This is a genomic window from Streptosporangium nanhuense (genome assembly GCF_059358815.1).
Genome location: NZ_JCADBG010000028.1, coordinates 1 through 23466, shown reverse-complemented (window position 1 = coordinate 23466; position 23466 = coordinate 1). Strand labels below are relative to the sequence as shown.

The 23466-nt window shown below is 71.3% G+C and carries 21 protein-coding genes; 18 read left to right on the top strand and 3 right to left on the bottom strand.

The genetic code is table 11. The features are described 5' to 3' along the window. The first annotated feature begins 147 nt into the window (after positions 1-147). The 8 genes from infC to AC5L38_RS37560 all read left to right on the top strand — a co-directional run bounded on the left by infC (position 148) and on the right by AC5L38_RS37560 (position 7736). Positions 148-765 carry a translation initiation factor IF-3 gene (infC, locus tag AC5L38_RS37595; RefSeq protein ID WP_495247574.1) on the top strand — a complete coding sequence of 206 codons (618 nt, stop codon included), beginning with the start codon at positions 148-150 and terminating at the stop codon, positions 763-765. A 130-nt stretch (positions 766-895) separates the two neighbouring features. Further along, complete coding sequence (gene rpmI / locus AC5L38_RS37590; RefSeq protein WP_030920046.1) at positions 896-1090, top strand: 50S ribosomal protein L35; 195 nt, start codon at positions 896-898, stop codon at positions 1088-1090. A 24-nt stretch (positions 1091-1114) separates the two neighbouring features. Next, entirely contained in the window at positions 1115-1498 is a 384-nt protein-coding gene (gene rplT, locus AC5L38_RS37585; protein ID WP_012892552.1) for a 50S ribosomal protein L20, read from the top strand. Between the two features lie 81 nt (positions 1499-1579). Beyond that, on the top strand, positions 1580-2395 hold the full coding sequence (locus tag AC5L38_RS37580) for a TrmH family RNA methyltransferase (RefSeq protein ID WP_495247573.1): 816 nt from the start codon (positions 1580-1582) through the stop codon (positions 2393-2395). A 79-nt stretch (positions 2396-2474) separates the two neighbouring features. Then, a complete protein-coding gene (locus tag AC5L38_RS37575) occupies positions 2475-3557 on the top strand; it encodes a sensor histidine kinase (RefSeq protein WP_495247572.1) in 1083 nt (360 codons plus the stop codon). A 121-nt stretch (positions 3558-3678) separates the two neighbouring features. Next, a complete protein-coding gene (gene pheS, locus AC5L38_RS37570) occupies positions 3679-4728 on the top strand; it encodes a phenylalanine--tRNA ligase subunit alpha (protein WP_389923974.1) in 1050 nt (349 codons plus the stop codon). Then, complete coding sequence (locus AC5L38_RS37565; protein WP_495247571.1) at positions 4728-7295, top strand: phenylalanine--tRNA ligase subunit beta; 2568 nt, start codon at positions 4728-4730, stop codon at positions 7293-7295. The genes pheS and AC5L38_RS37565 overlap by 1 nt, the downstream gene beginning before the upstream one ends. A gap of 195 nt (positions 7296-7490) precedes the next feature. Continuing rightward, complete coding sequence (locus AC5L38_RS37560; RefSeq protein ID WP_495247570.1) at positions 7491-7736, top strand: hypothetical protein; 246 nt, start codon at positions 7491-7493, stop codon at positions 7734-7736. Between the two features lie 189 nt (positions 7737-7925). Here the strand turns inward: AC5L38_RS37560 and AC5L38_RS37555 are convergent, their stop codons facing one another. The 3 genes from AC5L38_RS37555 to AC5L38_RS37545 all read right to left on the bottom strand — a co-directional run bounded on the left by AC5L38_RS37555 (position 7926) and on the right by AC5L38_RS37545 (position 11704). Further along, entirely contained in the window at positions 7926-8504 is a 579-nt protein-coding gene (locus AC5L38_RS37555; RefSeq protein ID WP_495247637.1) for a Uma2 family endonuclease, read from the bottom strand. Positions 8505-8586: 82 nt separating this feature from the next. Next, positions 8587-9840 carry an MFS transporter gene (locus tag AC5L38_RS37550; RefSeq protein ID WP_495247569.1) on the bottom strand — a complete coding sequence of 418 codons (1254 nt, stop codon included), beginning with the start codon at positions 9838-9840 and terminating at the stop codon, positions 8587-8589. Between the two features lie 202 nt (positions 9841-10042). Continuing rightward, positions 10043-11704: a class I adenylate-forming enzyme family protein gene (locus tag AC5L38_RS37545; protein ID WP_495247568.1), complete on the bottom strand. Its 1662-nt coding sequence runs from the start codon at positions 11702-11704 to the stop codon at positions 10043-10045. 270 nt (positions 11705-11974) lie between these two features. Between AC5L38_RS37545 and argC the strand changes: the two genes are divergently transcribed. The 10 genes from argC to tyrS all read left to right on the top strand — a co-directional run bounded on the left by argC (position 11975) and on the right by tyrS (position 22834). Then, positions 11975-12997, top strand: a complete 1023-nt coding sequence (argC, locus tag AC5L38_RS37540; RefSeq protein ID WP_495247636.1) for an N-acetyl-gamma-glutamyl-phosphate reductase — start codon at positions 11975-11977, stop codon at positions 12995-12997. Beyond that, the gene (argJ, locus tag AC5L38_RS37535; RefSeq protein WP_389923944.1) at positions 12994-14148 is read left to right on the top strand and encodes a bifunctional glutamate N-acetyltransferase/amino-acid acetyltransferase ArgJ; all 1155 of its coding nucleotides are present in this window, start codon (positions 12994-12996) and stop codon (positions 14146-14148) included. Before argC ends, argJ begins: the two co-directional genes overlap by 4 nt. Beyond that, complete coding sequence (gene argB, locus AC5L38_RS37530; RefSeq protein WP_495247567.1) at positions 14148-15110, top strand: acetylglutamate kinase; 963 nt, start codon at positions 14148-14150, stop codon at positions 15108-15110. Before argJ ends, argB begins: the two co-directional genes overlap by 1 nt. Positions 15111-15166: 56 nt before the next feature. Then, positions 15167-16318 carry an acetylornithine transaminase gene (locus tag AC5L38_RS37525; RefSeq protein WP_495247635.1) on the top strand — a complete coding sequence of 384 codons (1152 nt, stop codon included), beginning with the start codon at positions 15167-15169 and terminating at the stop codon, positions 16316-16318. After that, positions 16308-17318 (top strand): ornithine carbamoyltransferase, encoded by a 1011-nt coding sequence (argF, locus tag AC5L38_RS37520; RefSeq protein ID WP_495247566.1) that lies wholly within the window; start codon positions 16308-16310, stop codon positions 17316-17318. The genes AC5L38_RS37525 and argF overlap by 11 nt, the downstream gene beginning before the upstream one ends. Positions 17319-17323: 5 nt before the next feature. Further along, positions 17324-17830 carry an arginine repressor gene (locus AC5L38_RS37515; protein WP_350967519.1) on the top strand — a complete coding sequence of 169 codons (507 nt, stop codon included), beginning with the start codon at positions 17324-17326 and terminating at the stop codon, positions 17828-17830. 92 nt (positions 17831-17922) lie between these two features. Then, entirely contained in the window at positions 17923-19122 is a 1200-nt protein-coding gene (locus tag AC5L38_RS37510) for an argininosuccinate synthase (protein ID WP_495247565.1), read from the top strand. A gap of 62 nt (positions 19123-19184) precedes the next feature. Next, the gene (gene argH, locus AC5L38_RS37505; RefSeq protein ID WP_495247634.1) at positions 19185-20582 is read left to right on the top strand and encodes an argininosuccinate lyase; all 1398 of its coding nucleotides are present in this window, start codon (positions 19185-19187) and stop codon (positions 20580-20582) included. A 129-nt stretch (positions 20583-20711) separates the two neighbouring features. After that, positions 20712-21362 (top strand): DNA-3-methyladenine glycosylase, encoded by a 651-nt coding sequence (locus AC5L38_RS37500; protein WP_495247564.1) that lies wholly within the window; start codon positions 20712-20714, stop codon positions 21360-21362. 203 nt (positions 21363-21565) lie between these two features. Continuing rightward, positions 21566-22834 (top strand): tyrosine--tRNA ligase, encoded by a 1269-nt coding sequence (gene tyrS, locus AC5L38_RS37495; protein ID WP_495247563.1) that lies wholly within the window; start codon positions 21566-21568, stop codon positions 22832-22834. Positions 22835-23466: the final 632 nt, after the last annotated feature.

The following is a 23466-nucleotide window of genomic DNA, read 5'->3' as shown; positions in this document are numbered from 1 at the left end:
ATCTTGCGTTCGAGCGCCCTCAACAGGGTGCGCGTTCTACGACCTCCCGGCACGATCGAGCATGTTGCGGCCTCCTCCAGGATGGCCGCGGATCGCAACCTAGGAGGCCCCATCAGCGCCGAGCCCCGCATCAATGACCGCATTCGCGTGCCCGAGGTCCGCCTCGTCGGCCCGAACGGCGAGCAGGTGGGCATCGTCTCCATCGGCGATGCCTTGAAGCTGGCTCAAGAATCCGACCTCGACCTGGTCGAGGTCGCGGCAACGGCCCGCCCGCCGGTGTGCAAGCTCATGGACTACGGCAAGTTCAAGTACGAGTCCGCGATGAAGGCACGCGAGGCGCGCCGTAACCAGGCGTACACCATCATCAAGGAGATCAAGCTTCGGCCGAAGATCGACCCGCACGACTACGAGACCAAGAAGGGTCACGTGGTGCGGTTCCTCAAGGCCGGCGACAAGGTCAAGGTCACCATCATGTTCCGCGGCCGGGAGCAGTCCCGGCCCGAGCTGGGCTTCCGGCTCCTGCAGCGGCTGGCGGAGGACGTGACGGAGCTCGGCTTCGTCGAGTCCCAGCCCAAGCAGGACGGTCGAAACATGATCATGGTGATCGGCCCGCACAAGAAGAAGGCCGAGGCCAAGGCCGAGAAGGCGGCGGCCAAGGCGCGGCATGACGAGAACGCTCCTGGTGACGGGTCACCGGCCGCGGACGAGACGCGCGTCGACGACGAGGTGTCCGTCAGCGGAGCGGTGGCGGCTCCGCAGGAGTAACTCGCATAGCCTGGATCGTCAGGTAGTCGCGAGATCAGTCCGAGACCGGGTCCGGTCTCGTAGTCAGGCACGCCCTTGACTTGGGTTACCGGCCCGGGACATCGGCACGATCGAGGGAGAGACGGCTGAGATGCCGAAGATGAAGACGCACAGCGGTGCGAAGAAGCGGTTCAGGCTCACGGGTTCCGGCAAGCTTGTGCGCCGTCGCGCCAACCGTGCGCACTACAACGAGCACAAGCCGTCCACCTTGACGCGTCGTCTCAAGCCCGAGGTCGTGCTCTCCGACGCCGACTCCAAGAAGATCAAGAAGCTGCTCGCTAAGTAACCGCCCCCGGGGAGATAGATACACATGGCACGCGTGAAGCGGGCGATCAACGCCAAGAAGAAGCGCAAGGTCGTTCTCGAGCGGGCGAAGGGCTACCGGGGTCAGCGATCCAGGCTGTACCGCAAGGCCAAGGAGCAGATGCTCCACTCGATGACGTACGCCTACCGCGACCGCAAGGACCGCAAGGGCACCTTCCGCCGTCTCTGGATCCAGCGCATCAACGCCGCTGCCCGCCAGAACGGCATCACCTACAACAGGCTCATCCAGGGCCTGCGGCTCGCCTCCATCGAGGTCGACCGCAAGATCCTCGCCGACCTCGCGGTCAACGACGCCGCCACGTTCGCGACGCTGGTCGAGGCCGCCAAGAAGGCGCTCCCGGCCGACGTGAACGCGCCGGTCGCCGGCTGAGCGAGGCACTGACGACCATGCGGCCCGCAGCGATCACGCTGCGGGCCGCATTCGCATTCTTGGGGTTCTTGGGGGACGGGCATGGCCGGGTCTGAGCTGACCAACATCAAGTCGCCGCGGGTCAAGGCCGCGCGCAGGCTGACGAAGCGGGCCTTCAGGGACCGCGACCGTTCCTTCCTGGCGGAGGGGCCGCAGGCGGTCCGCGAGGCGCTGGCGCTGGACGGCGTGGTGGTGGAGCTGTTCGCCACGGCCGAGGCCGAGCTGCGCCACGCCGACGTCGTCACCGCCGCCACCGCCGCCGGGGTGCCGCTCTTCCGGGCCAGCGGCGAGGTCATGGCCGAGCTGGCCCAGACCGTCACCCCCCAGGGGCTGCTGGCCGTGTGCCGCTTCGTGCACGTGCCGCTGGACGCCTCCGTCGTCCCCGGCTCCAAGCTGGTGGCGGTGCTGGCCCACGTCCGCGACCCCGGCAACGCGGGCACCGTGCTGCGCACGGCCGACGCCGCGGGCGCCGACTCCGTCGTCTTCACCGACGCCTCGGTCGATCCCTACAACGGCAAGTGCGTGCGGGCCAGCGCCGGCAGCCTGTTCCATCTCCCGGTCACCACGGGCGTCCCGGTGGCGCGGGCCGTGGAGCACCTCAAGGGGGCGGGGCTGCGGGTGCTCGCCGCCGACGGCGCGGGGAAGCAGACCCTGGACGACGTGGATTTGTCCGGACCGACCGCCTGGATCTTCGGCAACGAGGCGTGGGGGCTTCCCGAGGAGATCCTGAAGCTGGCCGACGAGGTCGTCCGGGTTCCCATCCACGGGCGGGCCGAGAGCCTGAACCTCGCGACCGCCGCCGCGGTCTGTCTGTACGCATCTGCCCGGTCTCAGCGCACCGGTGCCGGCTCCGCGTGAGGCTCCCCGCCCGGCGAGGCTGCCGTACGGTGCGGGAAACCCGCTATTGTCGGCCATGTAGCGTCGAGGAGGCGGGGTCGTGCACGGCGAACACACCGGCGAGCGGAGCACCGATTCCGTTTCCGTGATCGACGTCGACGAGCTTCCCGACGGTCTCGTGGTGACCGACGGCGACGGCCACGTGCTCACCGTCAACCGGGCCGCCGCCCTGCTGACCGGAGTCACCCGCGAGCGGGCCGCGGGGCGGCACCTGCGCGACGTGTTCTCCTTCCGCGACCACGACGGGCGCGACTGGTGGAAGTGGCTCGACACCTACGGCGGGCTCTCCAGCCGCGCCCGCCAGCCCGAGCTGCCGCTGCGCACCCCCGGCGGCCAGGAGTTGCTGGTGGCCGCCCGGCTGGTGCGCGAGCCCCGGCGGGGCGGGGAGGTCGTCCGGGTGGTCATCACGTTGCGCGACGCCGGGGCCCGCGCCCGCCTGGAACGCAGCCGCGCCGACCTGGTCTCCACGGTCGCCCACGAGCTCCGCTCCCCGCTCACCAGCGTCAAGGGGTTCACCGCGACCCTGCTGGCCAAGTGGACCCGCTTCACCGACGACCAGAAGCTCGTCATGCTGGAGACCGTCAACGCCGACGCCGACCGGGTGACCCGGCTGATCACCGAGCTGCTCGACGTCTCGCGCATCGAGTCGGGGCGGCTGGAGATCCACCGCCAGGTGGTCGACATCCCGGCCAGGATCGCGAGGATCGTCGCGGGACGGGTGGCGGCGGGCGAGCCGGAGGACCGCTTCGTGCTCCAGGTGCGCGGCGAGCTGCCCGAGACCTGGCTCGACCAGGACAAGATCGACCAGGTGCTCGCCAACCTGATGGAAAACGCGGTGCGTCACGGGCGCGGTACGGTGACAATAGTCGTCGAGCCGAGCGAATGGGGAGTGACCGTGTCCGTCCGCGACCAGGGGGAGGGCATCCCGCCCGAGCTGGTCACGCGCGTCTTCCGGCAGTTCTGGCGGGGCAACGCCCGCCGCCGTGGCGGCACCGGGCTCGGCCTGTTCATCGTCAAGGGGCTGATCGAGGCGCACGGCGGCACCATCTCCGTGCAGCGCGGGCCCGAGGGCGGCGCCGAGTTTCGATTTATGGTGCCCACCGGCACCCCCGATTTCGCCTGATCGCGAATGTCGGCCCGGTGGGCTCATCCGACTAGACTCATGGCCGCTCAAGCCCTGGATTCGGAGCTCTCTCTTGTCAAACTACGACCCGGTCGAGGTGACCCCGCTGCACGCCGACGAGATGGCGCGCATGCAGGCCGACGCGCTCGACGCCGTCAAGGCGGCGCGCGACCTCGAAGAACTCAAGCAGGTGCGCCTCGCGCACGCCGGTGACCGCTCACCGATCGCCCTGGCCAACCGCGAGATCGGCGCCCTGCCCCCGGCGGCCCGCTCCGAGGCGGGCAAGCGCATCGGCGGCGCCCGCAAGGCGGTCGCCGACGCCCTCGCCGAGCGGCAGGCGCAGCTGGAGGCCGAGCGTGACGAGAGGGTCCTCGTCGAGGAGACCGTCGACGTCACGCTGCCCTCCGCCCGTGCCCCCCGCGGGGCCAGGCACCCCCTGACCACCCTCCAGGAGCGCATCGCCGACGCCTTCGTCGCGATGGGCTACGAGGTGGCCGAGGGCCCCGAGCTGGAGGGGGAGTGGTTCAACTTCGACGCGCTGAACATCTCCGCCGACCACCCGGCGCGCTCGGAGCACGACACCTTCTTCGTGGAGTCCGTCGACTCCGGCAAGGTGCTGCGCACCCAGACCTCTCCCGTCCAGATCCGGGCACTGCTCGGCAGGGAGCTCCCGGTCTACGTGATCTCGCCGGGCAAGGTGTTCCGAACCGACGAGCTCGACGCCACCCACACCCCCGTCTTCCACCAGGTCGAGGGCCTGGCGATCGACGAGGGCCTGACCATGGCCCACCTCAAGGGCACCCTCGACCGGTTCGCCGAGGTCATGTTCGGCGAGGGCATCACCACCCGGTTCCGGCCCAACTACTTCCCCTTCACCGAGCCCTCCGCCGAGATGGACCTGAAGTGCTTCGTCTGCCGAGGCGCCTCCGCGGTGCCCGGCAACCCGCCCTGCCGCACCTGCAAGTCGGAGGGCTGGATCGAGTGGGGCGGCTGCGGCATGGTCAACCCGCGGGTGCTCATCGCCTGCGGCGTCGACCCCGCCCGCTACAGCGGCTTCGCCTTCGGCATGGGCGTCGAGCGCACCCTGATGTTCCGCCACAACGCCGAGGACATGCGCGACATGGTCGAGGGAGACGTCCGCTTCACCCTTCCCTTCGGAATGGAGGTCTGATGAAGGTCCCGCTTTCATGGCTGCGGGAGTACGTCGATCTCCCCGCCGTCACGGCGCACGAGATCGCCGAGAAGCTCACCGCCGCCGGGCTCAAGCTCGAGTCCGTCATCTCCTACGGCCACGACATCAAGAACGTCGTCGTGGGCGAGGTGATCTCCATCGAGACGCTGGAGGGGTTCAAGAAGCCCATCCGCCACTGCCAGGTCGAGGTGGGGGAGGCCGCGCCCCGCGAGATCGTCTGCGGCGCGACCAACTTCGAGGCCGGCGACCGCGTCCCGGTCGCGCTGCCCGGCGCCGTGCTGCCCGGCGGGTTCGAGATCGCCTCGCGCAAGACCTACGGGCGTCTGTCCGACGGCATGATCTGCTCGGAGGCGGAGCTCGGCGTGGCCGACTCCTCGCCCGGCATCCTCGTGCTGCCGGCCGGCACCCCGATCGGCGCGGACGTGGTCGAGCTGCTCGGCCTGCGCGACGACGTGATCGAGCTGGAGATCACCCCCGACATCGGCTACGCCCTCTCCATCCGGGGCGTGGCCCGCGAGGCGGCCACCGCCTTCGACTCGGCGTTCATCGACCCCTCGGACGTCTCCCCGCCCGCCCCGGCGGGCCCGTCCTACCCGGCCTCGATCGCCGACCCGTCGGCCTGCGACCGCTTCGTGCTCCGCGAGATCCGCGGGTTCGACCCGTCGGCGCCGAGCCCGCTGTGGATGCGCGCGCGGCTCTCCCGCGCCGGCATGCGCCCGGTCTCGCTCGCCGTCGACGTCACCAACTACGTCATGCTGGAGCTGGGCCAGCCGCTGCACGCCTTCGACGCGGCCAAGCTGACCGGCGAGATCGTGGTGCGCAGGGCCGAGCCGGGCGAGACGCTGGAGACGCTCGACCACGTGGTCCGCAAGCTCCACCCGGACGACATCCTGATCACCGACGGGTCGGGCGCGATCTCGATGGCCGGCACCATGGGCGGCCTGCACACCGAGATCTCCGACGCCTCCGCCGACATCGTGATCGAGGCGGCCCACTTCTCCGCCAGCGGCACCGCGCGCATGTCGCGCCGGCACAACCTGGTGAGCGAGGCCTCCAAGCGCTTCGAGCGGGGCGTCGACAGGGAGCTTCCGCTGTACGCCTCCTGGCGCGCGGCCCAACTGCTGGCCGAGCTCGGCGGCGGCACGATCCAGCCGGGCGTCACCCACGCCGAGGTGGAGGTCGAGCCGGTTCACATCGCCATCCCGAGCGACTACCCCGGCCGGGTCGCGGGCACCGCCTACGACCGCGAGACGGTGATCCGCCGCCTGGAGCAGGTCGGCTGCGCGGTGGAGAGCACCACCGCGACCGTCCCGGCGACGGGCGGCACCGTGGCCGGCACCGCCGCCACCGGCGACCCCGCCTCCGCGGGGATCGCCGCGAGGCTCGCGGTCACCGGTGACGACATGCTGGCGGTCACCCCGCCCTCGTGGCGGCCCGACCTGACCGACCCGAACGACCTCGCCGAGGAGGTCATCAGGCTGGAGGGCTACGAGAACCTGCCCTCGATCCTGCCCGCCGCCCCCGCGGGCGCCGGCCTCAGCGAGAGCCAGCGCCTGCGCCGCCGGGTCGGCCGCGCCCTCGCCGCCGCCGGCTACGTCGAGATCCTCGCCTACCCGTTCAACGGGGAGCGCGACTTCGACAACCTGCAGCTGCCCGCCGACGACGCGCGCCGCCTGGCCGTGCGGCTGGCCAACCCGCTCAGCGAGGACGAGCCGCTGATGCGGACGACCCTGCTGCCCGGCCTGCTCAAGACGCTGGTCCGCAACGTGGGCCGGGGCTTCGGCGACGTGGCGCTGTTCGAGGCGGGCCTGGTCTACCGGCCCTCGTCCGACGCGCCCGCCGTCGCCCCCGTGCTGGGCGTCGACCGCAGGCCGACCCCGGAGGAGCTCGCCTCGATCGAGTCCGCGCTGCCCGCCCAGCCGCTCCGGGTCGGGGCGGTGCTGGCCGGGGAGTTCGAGCCGTCCGGCTGGTGGGGCAGGGGCCGCGCGGCCGGTTGGGCGGACGCCGTCGAGGCGGCCAGGGTGGTGGCCGCCGAGGCCGGGGTCACCCTCGACGTCCGCGCCGACCGGCACGAGCCCTGGCACCCGGGCCGCTGCGCCGCGCTGTACGCCGGTGACGTGCTCGTCGGTCACGCCGGTGAGCTGCACCCGCGCGTCGTCGAGGCGTACGGCCTGCCCCCGCGCACCTGCGCGATGGAGCTGGAGCTGACCCGGCTGGAGCCGCTCACCGCGGGTCCGCCGCAGGCCCCGGCGATCTCCGCGTACCCCGTCGCGGGTCAGGACGTCGCGCTCATCGTCGACGCGGCGACCCCGGTGGCCACCGTGGAGGCGGCGCTGCGCGAGGGCGCGGGCCCGCTGCTGGAGTCGATCCGGCTGTTCGACGTCTACACCGGCGCCCAGGCGGGCGAGGGCAAGAAGTCCCTCGCCTACTCGATGCGCTTCCGGGCGCCGGACCGGACGCTCACCGTGGAGGAGACCACCGCGGCCCGAGACGCGGCCGTGGCCCTCGCCGGGGAGCGCGCCGGGGCGCGGCTGCGCGGCGTCTGACCGGTTCACGAGGGGCCCGGGGCGTGTCCCGGGCCCCTTTCGCCGTACCGGGCCGGGATTTCGCGTTCCGGATGAACCGGGACGTTCGCGGTTCGGGTGGATTCTCCTTCAGGAGGCGACGATGACGTACCCGCCGGTCGCTCAGGGCGGATCGCCCGCCCGGAGCGGAGAAGGGCCTTTCCCCGGGAGGGGGCGATGAGGCACCTGCTGGTGTTCGCCGAGCGCGACGACGCCGAGGAGGTCGCCGAGACCGTGGCCGGGGAGTTCCCGGTGATCGGCATGCCCGCGGTGGTCAGGGAGACCCTCGCGGGCGAGGACGACGCCGAGGACGCCCAGTGGCTGGTGGTGGTCGAGGACCCCTCCGGGGCACTGCCGCCGGAGGGCGTGGCCCGCCTGGAGGCGCTGGCCGAGGAGTACGAGGGCTGGCGCGAGAGCGGGTGAGACGCGGGTGAGACGCGGCCTCGTCCGGCGGGCTCCCGCGCGGAGAGGCGAGGTGCGGGACGTTCGGCGGGGAGTCCGGGTGGAGCGGGAAAGCCCGCGACGGGTGGCGGGACGTCCGGGTGGAGCGGTGAGCGGATGGCGTGCCGGAGCCTGTGGCGGGCGGTGGTGAGCGCCGCCCGGGGACGGACCCTAGAGCCGGTCGATCCCCGTCAGGTCGATGTCGATGTCGAAGGGGACCGAGACCTTGAGCCGGTCGCGGTGGATGCCGGTGAGCGCGTAGGAGTGGGTGACCGGGGCGAGCTCGTAGACGTAGATCGTGGGCCTTCCCGACTGGTTCTCGACCAGCCAGAAGTGCGCGATGCCCGCCTCGGCGTACAGCAAGGGCTTGCGGTCGCGGTCGCGGCTCGTGGATTCGGGGGAGACGACCTCCACCACCAGCACGACGTCTTCCGCCCGGTAGAAGGTCTGCTCCGGGCTGTGCTCGGCGGAGGCGTGGATGACGCTGATGTCGGGCTCGGGCCGCTGCCGCTCGCCCAGCACGACGCTCATCTCCCGGCGCGCTCGAAGATCTTCCGGAATGGTCCGGCGGAGACCCGCCTCCAGGAGAAACATGGTGCGCGTGTGAAAAGAAGCCCGAGGGCTCACGAAGACCAGGCTTCCATCGATTAACTCTGTGTGTGCGGGCAATTGCGGAATGTGATCGAGATCCTCCGCGAGGAATCCCTCCGGCGGGGGGAACACCCAGTCGGGCAGCGAGGACTCCGTCATCTCGGGGCTCCGTACGTCGACCGTCATAGGCTTACAGTAGCAACGGGATTCCGTTCCGTGAGGATACTTGCCGGTGCTCGTGTCAGGTGCGGGCGGCCTCCTCGCGGCGGGCGCGCTCCCTGATCGCGTGCTCGTCGATGCGGGCGTCGTAGGTGCGGAACCTCGGCAGCAGCGCGGCCATCGCGGCCACCGCGCCGACGCACAGCAGACCCCCGACGCCCAGGGAGAAGCGGGTGCCGCCGATGCCGGCCATGAAGCCGGCCCTGGCGTTGCCGAGCATCGGGCCGCTGGTGTAGGAGAGCAGCTCGATGCCCGCCAGGCGGCCGCGGAACTCGTCGGGGATGGTCTGGTTCCAGATGGTCGAGCGGAAGACACCGCTGATCATGTCGGCGGCCCCGGCCACGGCGAGGAAGGCGAAGATGCCCCAGACGTTGGGCATCAGGGCCGCCAGCGCCACCGCCACCCCCCACACGGCCGCCGCGATGATCACGCCGAGGCCGTGCCGGTGCACGCGCGCGGTCCAGCCGGAGGTGACCGAGGCGATCAGCGAGCCGATGGCCGAGGCCGAGAAGAAGAGCCCCAGGGCCTCGTGCGCGCCCAGCTCGTCGGCGAGGAAGGGGTAGAGGGCGGTGGAGAACGCGAAGACCATCGCGGCGATGTCGACCAGGTAGGTGCCCATCAGGTCGGAGCGGCCCACGGCGTAGCGAACCCCTTCGACCAGGGACCTGATCGAGGCGGAGGGGGTGTCCTCGGGGCGGGGCTGGGCCCGGACCATCCAGAGCAGGACCAGGGACGCCAGGAAGGTCACGACGTTGACGCCGTACGCGACGGCGACGCCGTACCAGGCCGCGATCAGGCCGCTGAGGCCCGGGGCGACGATGGCGCCCAGGTTCCACCGGAAGGCGCCGAGGGCGGCGGCCGCGGTCAGCTGGTCGTGCCTGACCACGCGCGGCATCAGCGACTCCAGGCTGGGCCGCTGCAGGCTGCCCAGCCCGGCCGAGAGCGCGCCGACGACGTACAGCACCCAGACCTGCGGTTTCGGGAGCAGCGCGTTGACGGTCAGGATCGTGACCGTGACGCAGAGGCCCACCTCGGTGAGAAGAATGATCTTGCGCCGGTCGAGGGCGTCGGCGATCGCCCCGCCCCAGAGCCCGCACACCACCATCGGGACGAACTCGGCGACGCTGACCAGGCCGACCGCCAGGTAGGAGCCGGTGAGCTCCTTCATCTGCAGCGGCACCGCGACCAGCGTCAGGAAGGTGCCGAACATCGTGATGACGCCGGAGGCGAAGAGCAGCCGGAAGTCGCGCGAGTCGCGAAGGGGGCTGAGATCCATCGCCAGACGGCGCAGCAGGTTTGTGATCGATCGATCGGCGTTTTCCGGCACGAACAGCTAGTTTCGGTGGTGACCTACGCGGAGGCAAATCATTTTCGGCAGGTCACCGCGGAGGTCACCGCGGAGGTCGCGGCCGGGGAGAGCCGCCCCCCGGCGCCGGGCGGCGGCGCGGGGGCGGCGGCGGGGTGTCGTCCGGCGGGCGTCAGGGGCCCAGCACCTCCTGGCGCAGCCGGGTCTTGAGGATCTTGCCGCCCGGGTTGCGGGGGAGTTCCGTCTCACGCGCCCAGAACCTGACCGGGACCTTGAAGGGGGCGATCCGCTCGCGCAGGAAGGCCCGCAGCTCCTCGTCGGTGACGGGGGCCGACAGCCGGAGCACCGCGCCGACCTCCTCGCCCAGCTCGTCGTGGGGGATCCCGATCACCGCGGCGTCCTCGACCGCCGGGTGTTCGAACAGGGCGGCCTCGACCTCGGCACAGTAGACGTTCTCGCCGCCGCGGATGACCATGTCCTTGGCCCGGTCCACGATGAACACGAACCCGTCCTCGTCCACCCTGGCCAGGTCGCCGGTGTGCAGCCAGCCGCCCACGAAGGTCTCCGCGGTGGCCTCGGGCCGGTTCCAGTAGCCCAGGATGACGTTCGGGCCGCGCAGGCAGAGCTCGCCGACCGTGCCGACCGGCAGCTCGCCGCCGAGCGGGTCGGCGATCTTGACCTCGACCACGGCCATCGGCAGGCCGATGCTGTCGGGCTTGGCCAGGTAGTCGGCCCCGGCGTTGCTGATGGCGAGCGCGGTGGTCTCGGTCATGCCGTACCCGTTGGAGGGGGCGCGGTTGGGCAGCTGCTCGGTGATGCGCTCCAGCAGCTTCGGCGGGGCGGGGGCGCCGCCGTACCCGAGGCCGCTGAGGCTGGAGATGTCGTACTTGTCCAGGTCGGGGTGGGACAGGAGCTGCCACACGTTGGTGGGCACCCCGGTGAGGCCGGTGATCTTCTCACGCTCGATCAGTTCCAGCGCGCGGCCCGGGTCCCACTTGTACATCAGCACCAGGCCGCCCCCGGTGAACATGGTGGTGGTCATCACCGCGAAGCAGCCGGTGACGTGGAAGAGCGGCACGGTGAGCAGGGTGACCCGCCGCTGCCCGGCCGCCTCGCCCGGGTCCTTGCCCGCCTTGATCACGGCGCGGTACAGGCCGTAGGCGACGGTCATCGGCGACTGGCCGAGGTTGCGGTGGCTGCCGAGCGCGCCCTTGGGGCGGCCCGTGGTGCCGGAGGTGTAGAAGATCGTCGCGGGATCCTCGGGGGAGAGCTCGACCGGCGGCAGTGTGACGTCGGCCCTCACCTCGCCCATCACGTCGTCGAAGGAGCGGGCGCCCTCGGGCGCCTCGCCGCGGGTCACGATCAGCTCCGGGGCCAGGCCGGCGAGCCCGGCCGCCCGCTCGCCGTCGGCGATGAGCACCTTGGCCCCCGAGTCCGACAGCCCGTACTCCAGCTCCTGGGGCGTCCACCACGCGTTGAGCGGCACGGCTATCGCCCCGGCGGCCAGCGCGGCCGAGAAGGAGATCACCCACTCGGGGTAGTTGCGCATGGCGATGGCCACCCGGTCGCCCTTGACCACGCCGTACTCGTCCACGAGGCGCCGCGCGAGCGTGGCGGCCCGCCGGTAGTGCTCCTCGTAGGTGATGTGCTCGTCCTCGTACGTCAGGAAGACCTTGTCGCCGTGGAACCTGCTCGTCTCCAGGAGGGCCCGGAAGTCGCGGGGCGCGTGCTTCCAGGTTCTGACGGTCCCGCCGTGACTGGGGATCTCTTCCGTCTCGAAAAGCTGCCCCGGACCGGTGAGCCGGGCCTGGACCTGGGCGTGGGTGACAGTCATTCGTTCGCGCTCCTGGAGGTGGAGGGGCCGGAAACGTCACGATACCGACCGGTAGGTACGTGCAACAGTGCCGAAACATGACCGATGGCTTCGTGCCCGTGTTCGCGAGCCGATAAAGCGGTGCCCCCTTGGTTTTTCCGCTCCGGCGGGTTACCTCTGGGTGGGCGGCCCGCGTCATAACCGGCTTGCATGACAATCCCTCACGATGCATAATCTTTCCAGTAAGTCCATGAGTAGCAATGCATGAACATGCAGACGGTGGGGGGACGGATGAGAGCGGCGATCGCGGGTGCCAGCGGCTACGCCGGAGGTGAGCTCCTGCGCCTGCTGCTGTCCCACCCCGGCATCGAGATCGGCGCGCTGACCGCGGCGTCGAGCGCGGGCACCGCCCTCGGCGCCCACCAGCCACACCTGGCCCCGCTGGCCGACAGGATCCTGCTGGAGACCGGTGTCGAGACGCTCGGCGGCCACGACCTGGTCTTCCTCGCCCTGCCGCACGGCCAGTCGGCCGCCGTCGCCGAGCAGCTCGGCGAGGGCACCCTCGTGGTCGACTGCGGCGCGGACTTCCGTCTCTCCGACCCCGCCGCCTGGGAGCACTTCTACGGCGGCGTCCACGCGGGCACCTGGCCGTACGGGCTGCCCGAGCTGCCGGGACGGCGCGAGGAGCTGCGCGCCACCCGCAGGATCGCGGTGCCGGGGTGTTACCCGACGGCCGTCACCCTGGCCATGTTCCCCGCCTTCGCCGCCGGTCTCGTCGAGCCCGACGTGGTGGTGGTCGCCGCCAGCGGCACCAGCGGGGCCGGCCGCGCTGCCAAGCCGAACCTCCTGGGCAGCGAGGTGATGGGCTCCGCCAGCGCGTACGGCGTCGGCGGCGTCCACCGGCACACCCCGGAGATGGAGCAGAACCTCTCCTCGCTGGCGGGCGGGCCGGTCACCGTCTCCTTCACCCCCGTGCTGGCGCCGATGAGCCGGGGCATCCTCGCCACCTGCACCGCCCCCGCCAGGCCCGGCCTCACCCCCGAGGCCCTGCGCGAGGCCTACGAGGTCGCCACCAAGGACGAGCCGTTCCTGCGGCTGCTGCCCGAGGGCCAGTGGCCCGCCACCTCGATGACCCTCGGCGCCAACACCGCCGCCCTCCAGGTCGTCCTGGACGAGCGCGCGGGCCGCGTCGTCGCCGTCGTCGCCATCGACAACCTCACCAAGGGCACGGCCGGAGGCGCGATCCAGAGCGCCAACCTCGCCCTCGGCCTGCCGGAAGAGCTCGGCCTTCCTCTCAACGGAGTCGCCCCATGAGCGTGACCGCCCCTCTCGGCTTCCGCGCGGCGGGTGTCGCCGCCGGGATCAAGTCCAGCGCCGACCGTGACCTGGCGCTGGTCGTCAACGACGGCCCCTCGCGCGCCGCCGCCGGGGTCTTCACCAGGAACCGGGTGAAGGCCGCGCCGGTCCTGTGGTCCGCCCAGGTGCTGGCCGGGGGCCGCGTCCACGCCGTCGTCCTCAACTCCGGCGGCGCCAACGCCTGCACCGGGCCGCTCGGCTTCCAGGACACCCACGCCACCGCGGAGAAGGTCGCCGCCGCCCTGGGCGACTCGGCGGGGGAGGTCGCGGTCTGCTCCACCGGCCTGATCGGCGAGCGGCTGCCGATGGACCCGCTGCTGGCCGGGGTCGACCTCGCGGTCTCCCAGCTCGCCAGGGACGGCGGCCTGGCCGCCGCCGACGCCATCCGCACCACCGACACCATCTCGAAGATCTCCTTCAGGAAGGGCGCGGGCGGCTACATGGTCGGCGGCATGGCCAAGGGGGCGGGCATGCTCGCCCCCGGCCTCGCCACCATGCTGTCGGTGATCACCACCGACGCCGACCTGTCCGCCGAGCAGCTCGACGCGGTGCTGCGCAAGGTGACGCGGGTCACCTTCGACCGGCTCGACGCCGACGGCTGCATGTCCACCAACGACACCGTGCTGCTGCTGGCCAGCGGCGCCTCGGAGGTCGTCCCCGACCTCGCCGAGTTCGAGCAGGTCCTGCTGGCGGTCTGCGCCGACCTCGCCCGCCAGCTGCTGATGGACGCCGAGGGCGCCTCCAAGGCGATCGCCATCGAGGTCGTCGGCGCCGCCTCCGAGGACGACGCGGTCACCGTAGGCCGCGCCGTCTCGCGCTCCAACCTCTTCAAGTGCGCCATCTTCGGCGAGGACCCCAACTGGGGCCGGGTGCTGTCGGCCGTCGGCACCACCGACGCCGTCTTCGAGCCCGACCGGCTCAACGTGGCCATCAACGGCATCTGGATCTGCCGGGGCGGAGCCGCGGGCGACGACCGCTCCAAGGTCGACCTCACCCCGCGCGAGGTGACGGTCATCATCGACCTGTCGGCGGGGCCGCACGCGGCGACGATCCACACCACCGACCTCACCACGGCCTACGTCCACGAGAACTCGGCGTACTCCTCATGATGAGACGCGCCGAGGCCCTGGCGAAGGCCACCACGCTGATCGAGGCGCTGCCCTGGCTCGCGAGCTTCCACGGCGCGACCGTCGTCATCAAGTACGGCGGCAACGCGATGACCGAGGAGCACCTGCGCGAGAAGTTCGCCGCCGACGTCGTCTTCCTGCGCTACGCCGGGCTGCGGCCGGTGATCGTGCACGGGGGAGGGCCGCAGATCAACGCCCAGCTCGACCTGCTGGGCATCGAGTCCACCTTCACCGCCGGGCTGCGGGTCACCACCCCCGAGGCCATGCAGGTCGTCAGGATGGTCCTCGTCGGCCAGGTCAACCGCGACGTGGTCGGCCTGATCAACCGGCACGGGCCGTTCGCGATCGGCATGTCCGGCGAGGACGCCCACCTGTTCACCGCCGTACGCAAGCACGCCGTCGTCGACGGCGTCGGCGTCGACATCGGCCAGGTCGGCGACATCGTCAGGGTCGAGGCCGGGGCCGTGCGGGCGCTGCTGGACGACGGGCGGATCCCGGTGATCTCCTCCATCGCGCGCAGCGACGACGGCACCGTCTACAACGTCAACGCCGACACCGCCGCCGCCGCGCTCGCCGTGGCGCTCCAGGCGTCCAAGCTGATCATCCTGACCGACGTCGAGGGCCTGTACCGCGACTGGCGGCCCGACGCCGACGAGAACGAGATCATCGAGCGGCTGTCGGCCACCGAGCTGGAGAAGCTTCTGCCGGGCCTGTCCAGCGGCATGATCCCCAAGATGGAGGCGTGCCTGACCGCCATCCAGGGCGGTGTGCCACGGGCCCACGTGCTCGACGGCAGGGTGCCCCACTCGGTGCTGCTGGAGATCTTCACCGACGAGGGCATAGGAACCATGGTGCTGCCCGACGCCCCCGAGGCGGCGGCCGCGCCCGATCCGGTCAGGCGGCGGCCCGAGGCCCCCGCCCAGCTGAAGGGGAACGACCAGTGAGCCCGCAGGACAGTTCCGCAGGAGAGGCGCTCGCCAGGCGCTTCGAGGCCGCCTTCATGCCCAACTACGGCGTGCCCCCGGTGGCGCTGGCCCGCGGCGAGGGCGCGAGGGTCTGGGACGTCGACGGCCGCGAGTACCTCGACCTGATCGGTGGCATCGCGGTCAGCTCGCTCGGCCACGCCCACCCCGCCCTGGTGGAGGCCGTCTCCCGGCAGGTCGCCACGCTCGCCCACACCAGCAACCTCTTCCTGCACGAGCCCGAGGTGCTGCTCGCCGAGCGCCTGCTCGGCCTGCTCGGCGCCCCGGCCAGGGTGTTCCTCACCAACTCCGGGACCGAGGCCAACGAGGCCGCCCTGAAGCTCTCCCTCAAGTACGGGAAGTCGAACGGCCGCACCTACTTCGTGGCCGCGGAGAACGGCTTCCACGGCCGTAGCCTCGGCGCGCTCGCCCTGACCGGCAAGCCCTCCATCCGCGACCAGTTCGGGCCGTTCTCGATCGATGTCCGCTTCGTCCCGTACGGTGACGCCGACGCGCTCAAGAACGCGGTCACCGGCGAGTGCGCCGCGGTCTTCCTCGAACCCACCCAGGGCGAGGCGGGGGTCGTGCCCCCGCCCGAGGGCTACTTCACGGCCGCCAGGCAGATCTGCGACGCCACCGGCGCGCTGCTGGTCGCCGACGAGATCCAGTCGGCGATCGGCCGCACCGGGCACTGGTTCGCCCACCAGCACGAGGGCGTCCTGCCCGACGTGCTCACCCTGGCCAAGGGCCTCGGCGGCGGCATGCCGATCGGCGCCTGCGTCGGCTTCGGCGCGGCGGGCACCGTCTTCGCCCAGGGCGACCACGGCTCCACCTTCGGCGGCAACCCGGTCTCGGCCGCCGCCGCGCTCGCCGTGCTCGACACCATCGACGCGGACGGCCTGCTGGAGCGCGCCCGCACCGTCGGCGCCGAACTCGCCGAGGGCATCGCCGCGATCGGCCACCCGCTGCTCGCCGGCGTCCGCGGCCGGGGCCTGTGGCGGGCCGTCGTGCTGACCGGCGCCCGCTCCGCCCAGGTCCAGGCCGCCGCCCAGCGCGCGGGCTTCCTGGTCAACGCCCTCCAGCCCGACGCGGTACGGCTCGCGCCCCCGCTGGTGATCACCTCCGCCCAGGTCGCGGCCTTCGTGGCCGCGCTCCCCGCCATCCTCGACGAGGCCGCAGATGCCCAGTAACCTCGCCGGACAGGCGCACGTCAGGCACTTCCTGAGGGACGACGACCTCTCGCCCGCGGAGCAGGCCCAGGTGCTCGACCTGGCCGAGGCCGTGAAGAAGGACCGCTACGCCTACCGGCCCTTCGAGGGGCCGCAGACCGTCGCCGTCCTCTTCGACAAGCACTCCACCCGCACCCGCATCTCCTTCGCGGTCGGCATCGGCGAGCTCGGCGGCCTCCCACTGATCCTCGACGCCGGTTCCTCCCAGATGGGCCGGGGCGAGTCGATCGAGGACACCGCCCGGGTCCTGGAGCGCCAGGTGGGCGCCATCGTGTGGCGCACCTCGGGCCAGGAGCGGATCGAGGCCATGGCCTCGGCGTCCTCGGTGCCGGTGGTCAACGCCCTCACCGACGAGTTCCACCCCTGCCAGATCCTCGCCGACCTGCAGACCATCAGGGAGCACTTCGGCAAGACGGCGGGGCTCACGCTGGCCTACTTCGGCGACGGGGCCAACAACATGGCCCACTCCTACCTGCTCGGCGGGGCCGTCGCGGGCATGCACGTGCGGGTCGCCGCCCCCGCCGGATACCTGCCCGACCCGGAGATCCTGCGGCGGGCCGCCGAGGTCGCCGCGCAGACGGGCGGCTCGGTCGCCGTCCTCGCCGACCCGGCCGAGGCCGCCGAGGGCGCGGACGTGCTCGCCACCGACACCTGGGTCTCCATGGGCCAGGAGGGCAAGGAGCAGCGGATCGCCGACCTCATGCCGTACCAGGTCAACGCCGCGCTGGTGAGCCGGGCGGCCCCCGGCGCCGTCGTCCTGCACTGCCTGCCCGCCTACCGCGACCTGGAGATCTCCGCCGAGGTCCTCGACGGCCCGCGCAGCCTGGTGTGGGACCAGGCGGAGAACCGGCTGCACGCCCAGAAGGCCCTGCTGCACTGGCTGGTCGCGGTGGTGGGCCGGGACGCGTCCCCGGACACCGGGTACGACTCCCCGCGCGGCGACGCGCCCGGAGGCGGGTGACCCGCATGACGATCCCGATGACCAAGGTCGCCCGCCAGGCACGGATCACCGACCTCCTGCAGCGGCAGCCGGTCAGGTCCCAGCCCGAGCTGGCCAAACTCCTGCTGGAGAGCGGTGTCGAGGTCACCCAGGCCACCCTCTCCCGCGACCTGGACGAACTCGGCGCGCTCAAGCTGCGCGCCGAGGACGGCTCCCTGGTCTACGCCCTGCCGGGAGAGGGCGGCGGCCGGATAAGGCTCGCCAGGCTCGGTACCGGCGAGTCCCCGGCCGCCAGGCTCGGCAGGCTCGCGGAGGAGCTCCTGGTCTCCGCCGAGGCCTCCGCCAACCTGGTCATCGTCCGTACGCCACCGGGGGCCGCGCAGTTCCTCGCCTCCGCCATCGACCACGCCGACTGGGAGTCCATCCTCGGCACGGTCGCGGGAGACGACACGATCCTCGTCATCAGCCGCGACCCGCTGGGCGGGGCGGCGGTCGCGGAAGGGCTGCTCCGGCACGCCGACCGACGTATCTAGCCCGCTCCGGCGGGCCATCCTCGGCGGCATCCGACAGCCGTGACGGCATCGTCCGGCACCCGTGACCAACAAAGATCTTGGAGATACCCATCATGACCGATCGGGTCGTACTCGCCTTCTCCGGAGGACTCGACACCTCCGTCGCCATTCCCTTCCTCGCCGAGAAGACCGGGGCCGAGGTCGTCGCGGTGGCCGTCGACGTCGGCCAGGGCGGTGAGGACATGGAGGTCGTCCGCAAGCGCGCCATCGACTGCGGCGCGGTGGAGTCCGTCGTCGTGGACGCCCGCGAGGAGTTCGCCACCGACTTCTGCGTGCCCGCCCTGCAGGCCAACGCCCTCTACATGGACCGCTACCCGCTGGTCTCCGCCCTGTCGCGGCCGCTGATCGTCAAGCACCTGGCCGCGGCGGCCAAGGAGTTCGGCGGCACCCACGTCTCGCACGGCTGCACCGGCAAGGGCAACGACCAGGTCCGCTTCGAGGCCGGCCTGGCCGCCCTCCACCCCGAGCTCAAGGTCATCGCCCCGGCCCGCGACTACGCGTGGACCCGGGACAAGGCGATCGCCTACGCCGAGGAGAAGAACCTGCCGATCGAGACCAGCAAGAAGAACCCGTACTCCATCGACCAGAACATCTGGGGCAGGGCCGTCGAGACCGGCTTCCTGGAGGACATCTGGAACGGCCCGATCGAGGACGTCTACGCCTACACCGCCGACCCGGCGCAGCCGCGCGACGCGGACGAGGTCATCGTCAGCTTCGTCAAGGGCGTCCCGGTGGCGCTGGACGGGCGGCACCTCACCCCGTTCCAGATCATCGAGGAGCTCAACCGCCGCGCCGGCGCCCAGGGCGTCGGCCGCCTCGACATGGTCGAGGACCGGCTCGTCGGCATCAAGTCCCGCGAGGTCTACGAGGCGCCCGGCGCCATCGCCCTGATCACCGCGCACATGGAGCTGGAGAACGTCACCGTCGAGCGCGACCTCGCCCGCTTCAAGCGGTCGGTGGACCAGCGCTGGGGCGAGCTCGTCTACGACGGCCTCTGGTTCTCCCCGCTCAAGAAGGCCCTCGACACCTTCGTCGCCGAGGCCCAGGAGCACGTCACCGGCGAGATCCGGATGACCCTGCACGGCGGCCGGGCCACCGTCACCGGGCGCCGCTCCGAGGCCTCGCTGTACGACTTCAACCTCGCGACCTACGACACCGGCGACACCTTCGACCAGTCCCTGGCCAAAGGCTTCGTCGAGCTGTGGAGCCTGCCCTCCAAGATTGCCTCGGCCCGGGACGCCCGGCTGGTCTGAGTGGGCTAAGGTCGCGGATTGAATGGGGAGGGAGAACAACGGTGACTGATGGTGGCAAGCCCATGCGGCTGTGGGGCGGCCGGTTCGAGGGAGGTCCGGCCGACGCGCTGACCAGGCTCTCGGTGAGCGTCCACTTCGACTGGCGGCTGGTGCCGTACGACCTGCTGGCCTCGCGCGCGCACGCCAGGGTGCTGCACCGCGCGAACCTGCTGAGCGACGACGAGCTGGCGCGCATGATCGGCGCCCTGGACGACCTGGAGCGCGCCTGCAAGGAGGGCGAGTTCCGGCCGACCGTCGCCGACGAGGACGTCCACACCGCGCTGGAGCGCGGCCTGCTGGAACGCCTCGGCACGCTCGGCGGCAAGCTCCGGGCCGGTCGCAGCCGCAACGACCAGGTCGCCACCGACCTGCGGCTCTACCTCCGCGACCACGTCAGGCACATCGTGTCCCGGCTGGTGGAGCTGGAGACCGCGCTGATGAGCCAGGCCGAGGAGCACGCCGAGACGGCCGCCCCCGGCATGACCCACCTGCAGCACGCCCAGCCGGTCTCCTTCGGACACCAGCTGCTGGCGCACGTGCACGCCTTCGCCCGCGACATCGACCGCCTGCGCGACTGGGACCGGCGCGCGGCCGTCTCCCCGCTGGGCTCGGGGGCGCTGGCCGGATCCTCCCTGCCGCTCGACCCGCAGGCCGTGGCCAGGGAGCTGGGCTTCGACTCCGCCGCGTCCAACTCGATGGACGCCGTCGCCGACCGCGACTTCGCCGCCGAGTTCCTGTTCGACGCGGCGATGATCGGCGTGCACCTGTCGCGGCTGGGCGAGGAGATCGTCCTGTGGGCCTCGCAGGAGTTCCGCTGGATCGAGATGGACGACGCCTACTCCACCGGCTCGTCGATCATGCCGCAGAAGAAGAACCCCGACGTGGCGGAGCTCGCCCGGGGCAAGAGCGGCCGTCTCATCGGCAACCTCATGACGCTGCTGACGACGCTCAAGGGCCTGCCGCTGACCTACAACCGCGACCTGCAGGAGGACAAGGAGCCGGTGTTCGACTCCGTCGACAGCCTGCTGCTCGTCCTTCCCGCCATGGCCGGGCTGGTCGCGACCATGCGGGTCAACACCGCGAAACTGGAGGCCTCGGCCCCCGACGGGTTCGCGCTCGCCACCGACCTGGCCGAGCTGCTGGTCCGCAGGGGCGTCGCCTTCCGCGAGGCCCACGAGGCGGTCGGGCACCTGGTCGTCTGGTGCCAGGTCAACGACAAGGACTTCGGCGAGCTCACCGACGAGGAGCTGGCCAAGGTCTCCCCGCACTTCACGCCCGACTCCCGCGAGGTCCTCTCGGTGCCCGGCGCGCTGGCCGCCCGCAAGGCGCACGGCGGCACGGCACCCGACCGGGTCCGTGACCAGCTCATCGCGCTGCGTGAGATCGTCGACGCCCAGGCCTCCTGGGCGAGCGGAAGCTGATGCCCGGCGACGGCCCTCCCGAGGCCGCCGGGGTGCCGGGTCACGCTCGCGGGGCCGTCCGGGGGGCGGGCGACTCCCTCGCCGTACGGAGACCGAGCGGCTTCCGGCTGCTCACGGGGGGCCTCGGCGATGGCAGCTGACGAGCACGGCGGGCGACCGCCCGCCGCGTCCGCGCCGCTGGCACGCGACTTCTTCGACCGGCCCGCCCACGAGGTCGCCCCCGACCTGCTGGGACGGGTGCTCGTACACGGGCCGGTCGCCTTGCGCCTCACCGAGGTCGAGGCGTACGGGGTGCCGGGCGAGGATCCCGCGTCGCACACCTACCGGGGCCGGACGCCGCGCAACGCGGTGATGTTCGGCCCGCCGGGCCATCTGTACGTCTACTTCACGTACGGCATGCATTTCTGCGCCAACCTCACCTGCCTGCCCGAGGGGGTCGGCTCCGGGGTGCTGCTGCGGGCCGGAGAGGTGATCTCCGGTGTCGAGACCGCCCTGGCCCGCCGGAACGCGGGAGGCGCCCGTCCCGTCAGGGAGGCCGACCTCGCCAGGGGACCGGCACGGCTGGCGGTGGCGCTCGGCTTCACCCGCGAGCACAACGGGCTCGACGCCTGCGGCCCCGGATCACTCTCCGTGGTCGAGGGCGAGCCGGCCAAGGCGTCGTCCATCCTGTCGGGACCGCGCACCGGGGTCTCGACGGGCAAGGAGACGCCGTGGCGCTTCTGGATCGACGGCGAGCCCACGGTCTCTCCGCACCGCCCGCACGTCCCGCGCCGTCGGTAGACCGTCGGTAGAACTTCTGTAGATCGCTTATCTCCGGTGGGGTCGCGTGTGCTCCCTCCCCGCCGTGCCTTCTCCCTCCCGTTCGCCCCTCTCTCGCTGCCGCCTCGTGCGCGAGAAGGGTTTCGAGTGGCGCGACGGTGCCGTGATCGGGCAGGGTGTACAAGAGCGCTACATGTCCCTTCGAGCATTGGAAAGCAAGGATCGTGACCGACATTCTGGATGACCTCGCCTGGCGCGGTTTGATCGCGCAGTCCACCGACATCGACGCCCTGCGCGCGGCGATGGCCGAGGGTCCGATCACGGTCTATTGCGGCTTCGACCCGACCGCCCCCTCCCTGCACGTCGGCAACCTGGTCCCGCTGCTGACCCTCACCCGCCTCCAGCGGGCGGGCCACCGGGCCATCGGCCTGGTGGGCGGTGCGACGGGTCTGATCGGCGACCCCAGCGGCCGGAGCACCGAGCGCTCGCTCAACTCCTCCGACGTCGTGGCCGAATGGGTGGCACGGATCCGCGTCCAGGTGGAGAAGTTCCTCGACTTCTCGGACGAGAAGGCCGGGATCCTCGTCAGCAACCTCGACTGGACGGAGGGCATGTCCGCGATCGACTTCCTGCGCGACGTCGGCAAGCACTTCCCGGTCAACCGCATGCTCGCCCGCGAGTCGGTCTCGGCCCGGCTGGGCGGTGAAGGGCTGAGCTACACCGAGTTCAGCTACCAGATCCTGCAGGCCAACGACTACCTGGAGCTGAACAGGCGTCATGGCTGCACGCTGCAGATCGGCGGCAGCGATCAATGGGGCAACATCACCGCGGGAACCGACCTCATCCGCCGGGTGACGGGCGGCCACGTGCACGCCCTCACCGTGCCGCTGATCACCAAGGCCGACGGCACCAAGTTCGGCAAGACGGCCGGCGGCGCGGTCTGGCTCAACCCGGAGATGACCTCCCCGTACGCGTTCTACCAGTTCTGGCTGAACGCGGACGACCGTGACGTGGTGAAGTTCCTCAAGATCTACAGCTTCCGGTCCCGCGAGGAGATCGAGGGGCTGGAGAAGGCGGCCGCCGAGCGGCCCGCCGGGCGCGAGGCGCAGCGGGCGCTCGCCGAGGAGTTCACCACGCTGCTGCACGGCGCCGACGAGTGCGCCGCGGTGATCGCCGCCTCGGCGGCCCTGTTCGGTCAGGGGTCCCTGGAGGAGCTGCCCGCGCGCACGCTGGGGGAGGCCCTCGCCGAGGTGCCGCGTGCGGAGGTGCCCGCTCTGGGGGCGTCCTTCGTCGACCTGCTCGCCGAGAGCGGCCTGGTGAAGTCGAAGTCGGAGGCGCGCCGCGCGGTGAAGGAGGGCGGCGCCTACCTCAACAACGTCAAGGTCACCGACGAGGCGTACGTGCCGTCCGCCGATGACCTGCTCCACGGACGCTTCCTGGTGCTGCGCCGCGGCAAGCGTTCCGTCGGCGGTGTCGAGATCGTCGCACCCTGATCCCTCCTTCGCCCACCGCTCTGCTCCGCGTGGCCCCCGTGCCGTGTTGTGCGGGGTTTCCGTGTCGTCCTGGCGTTCCGCCAGGTCAGCGGGGTGATTGTGAGCAGCTGACGCCCCGGCCCAGGCCGGGGCGTCAGCCGTTTCACCGCGTAACATTCCGGTAGCAAACGCTCCTGGTTTCCTTAAGGAACTGCGCTGACCTGCGGTTTTGCTGAGCGTGGCTGATTTGACGATGTTCCGAGGGGCGCATAATCTTTCCAATGCCCCGGAGCGAGCCGGACGCCGATCGGCGGACGGGCCCAGGGCCACTCCACCTGAACGAACCTGAGCGTTCGGACTCCGCGTAGGTCACCGGAAAATCGGTTGATTCGCTGTGTCCTGGATGTCACGGTAGCTTCAGGGGGTCGCCTCGGAAGCGAGGCGGTGGGAATCCTAGCAAGTTTGCAGGTTTTGTGACAAACGGCTGATAGCTAGCAATTTGACACAATCTTGACAGGCCTGTACGGTTTAAATACGAAATGGAACGCCCCGGAGTTCGGGTCCGACCGGTTGGTTGGGTTTGGGTGATGGTGTACGCGTCCGTTTCTTGAGAACTCAACAGTGTGTTAAAAGCCAGTGCATGAAGCACAATC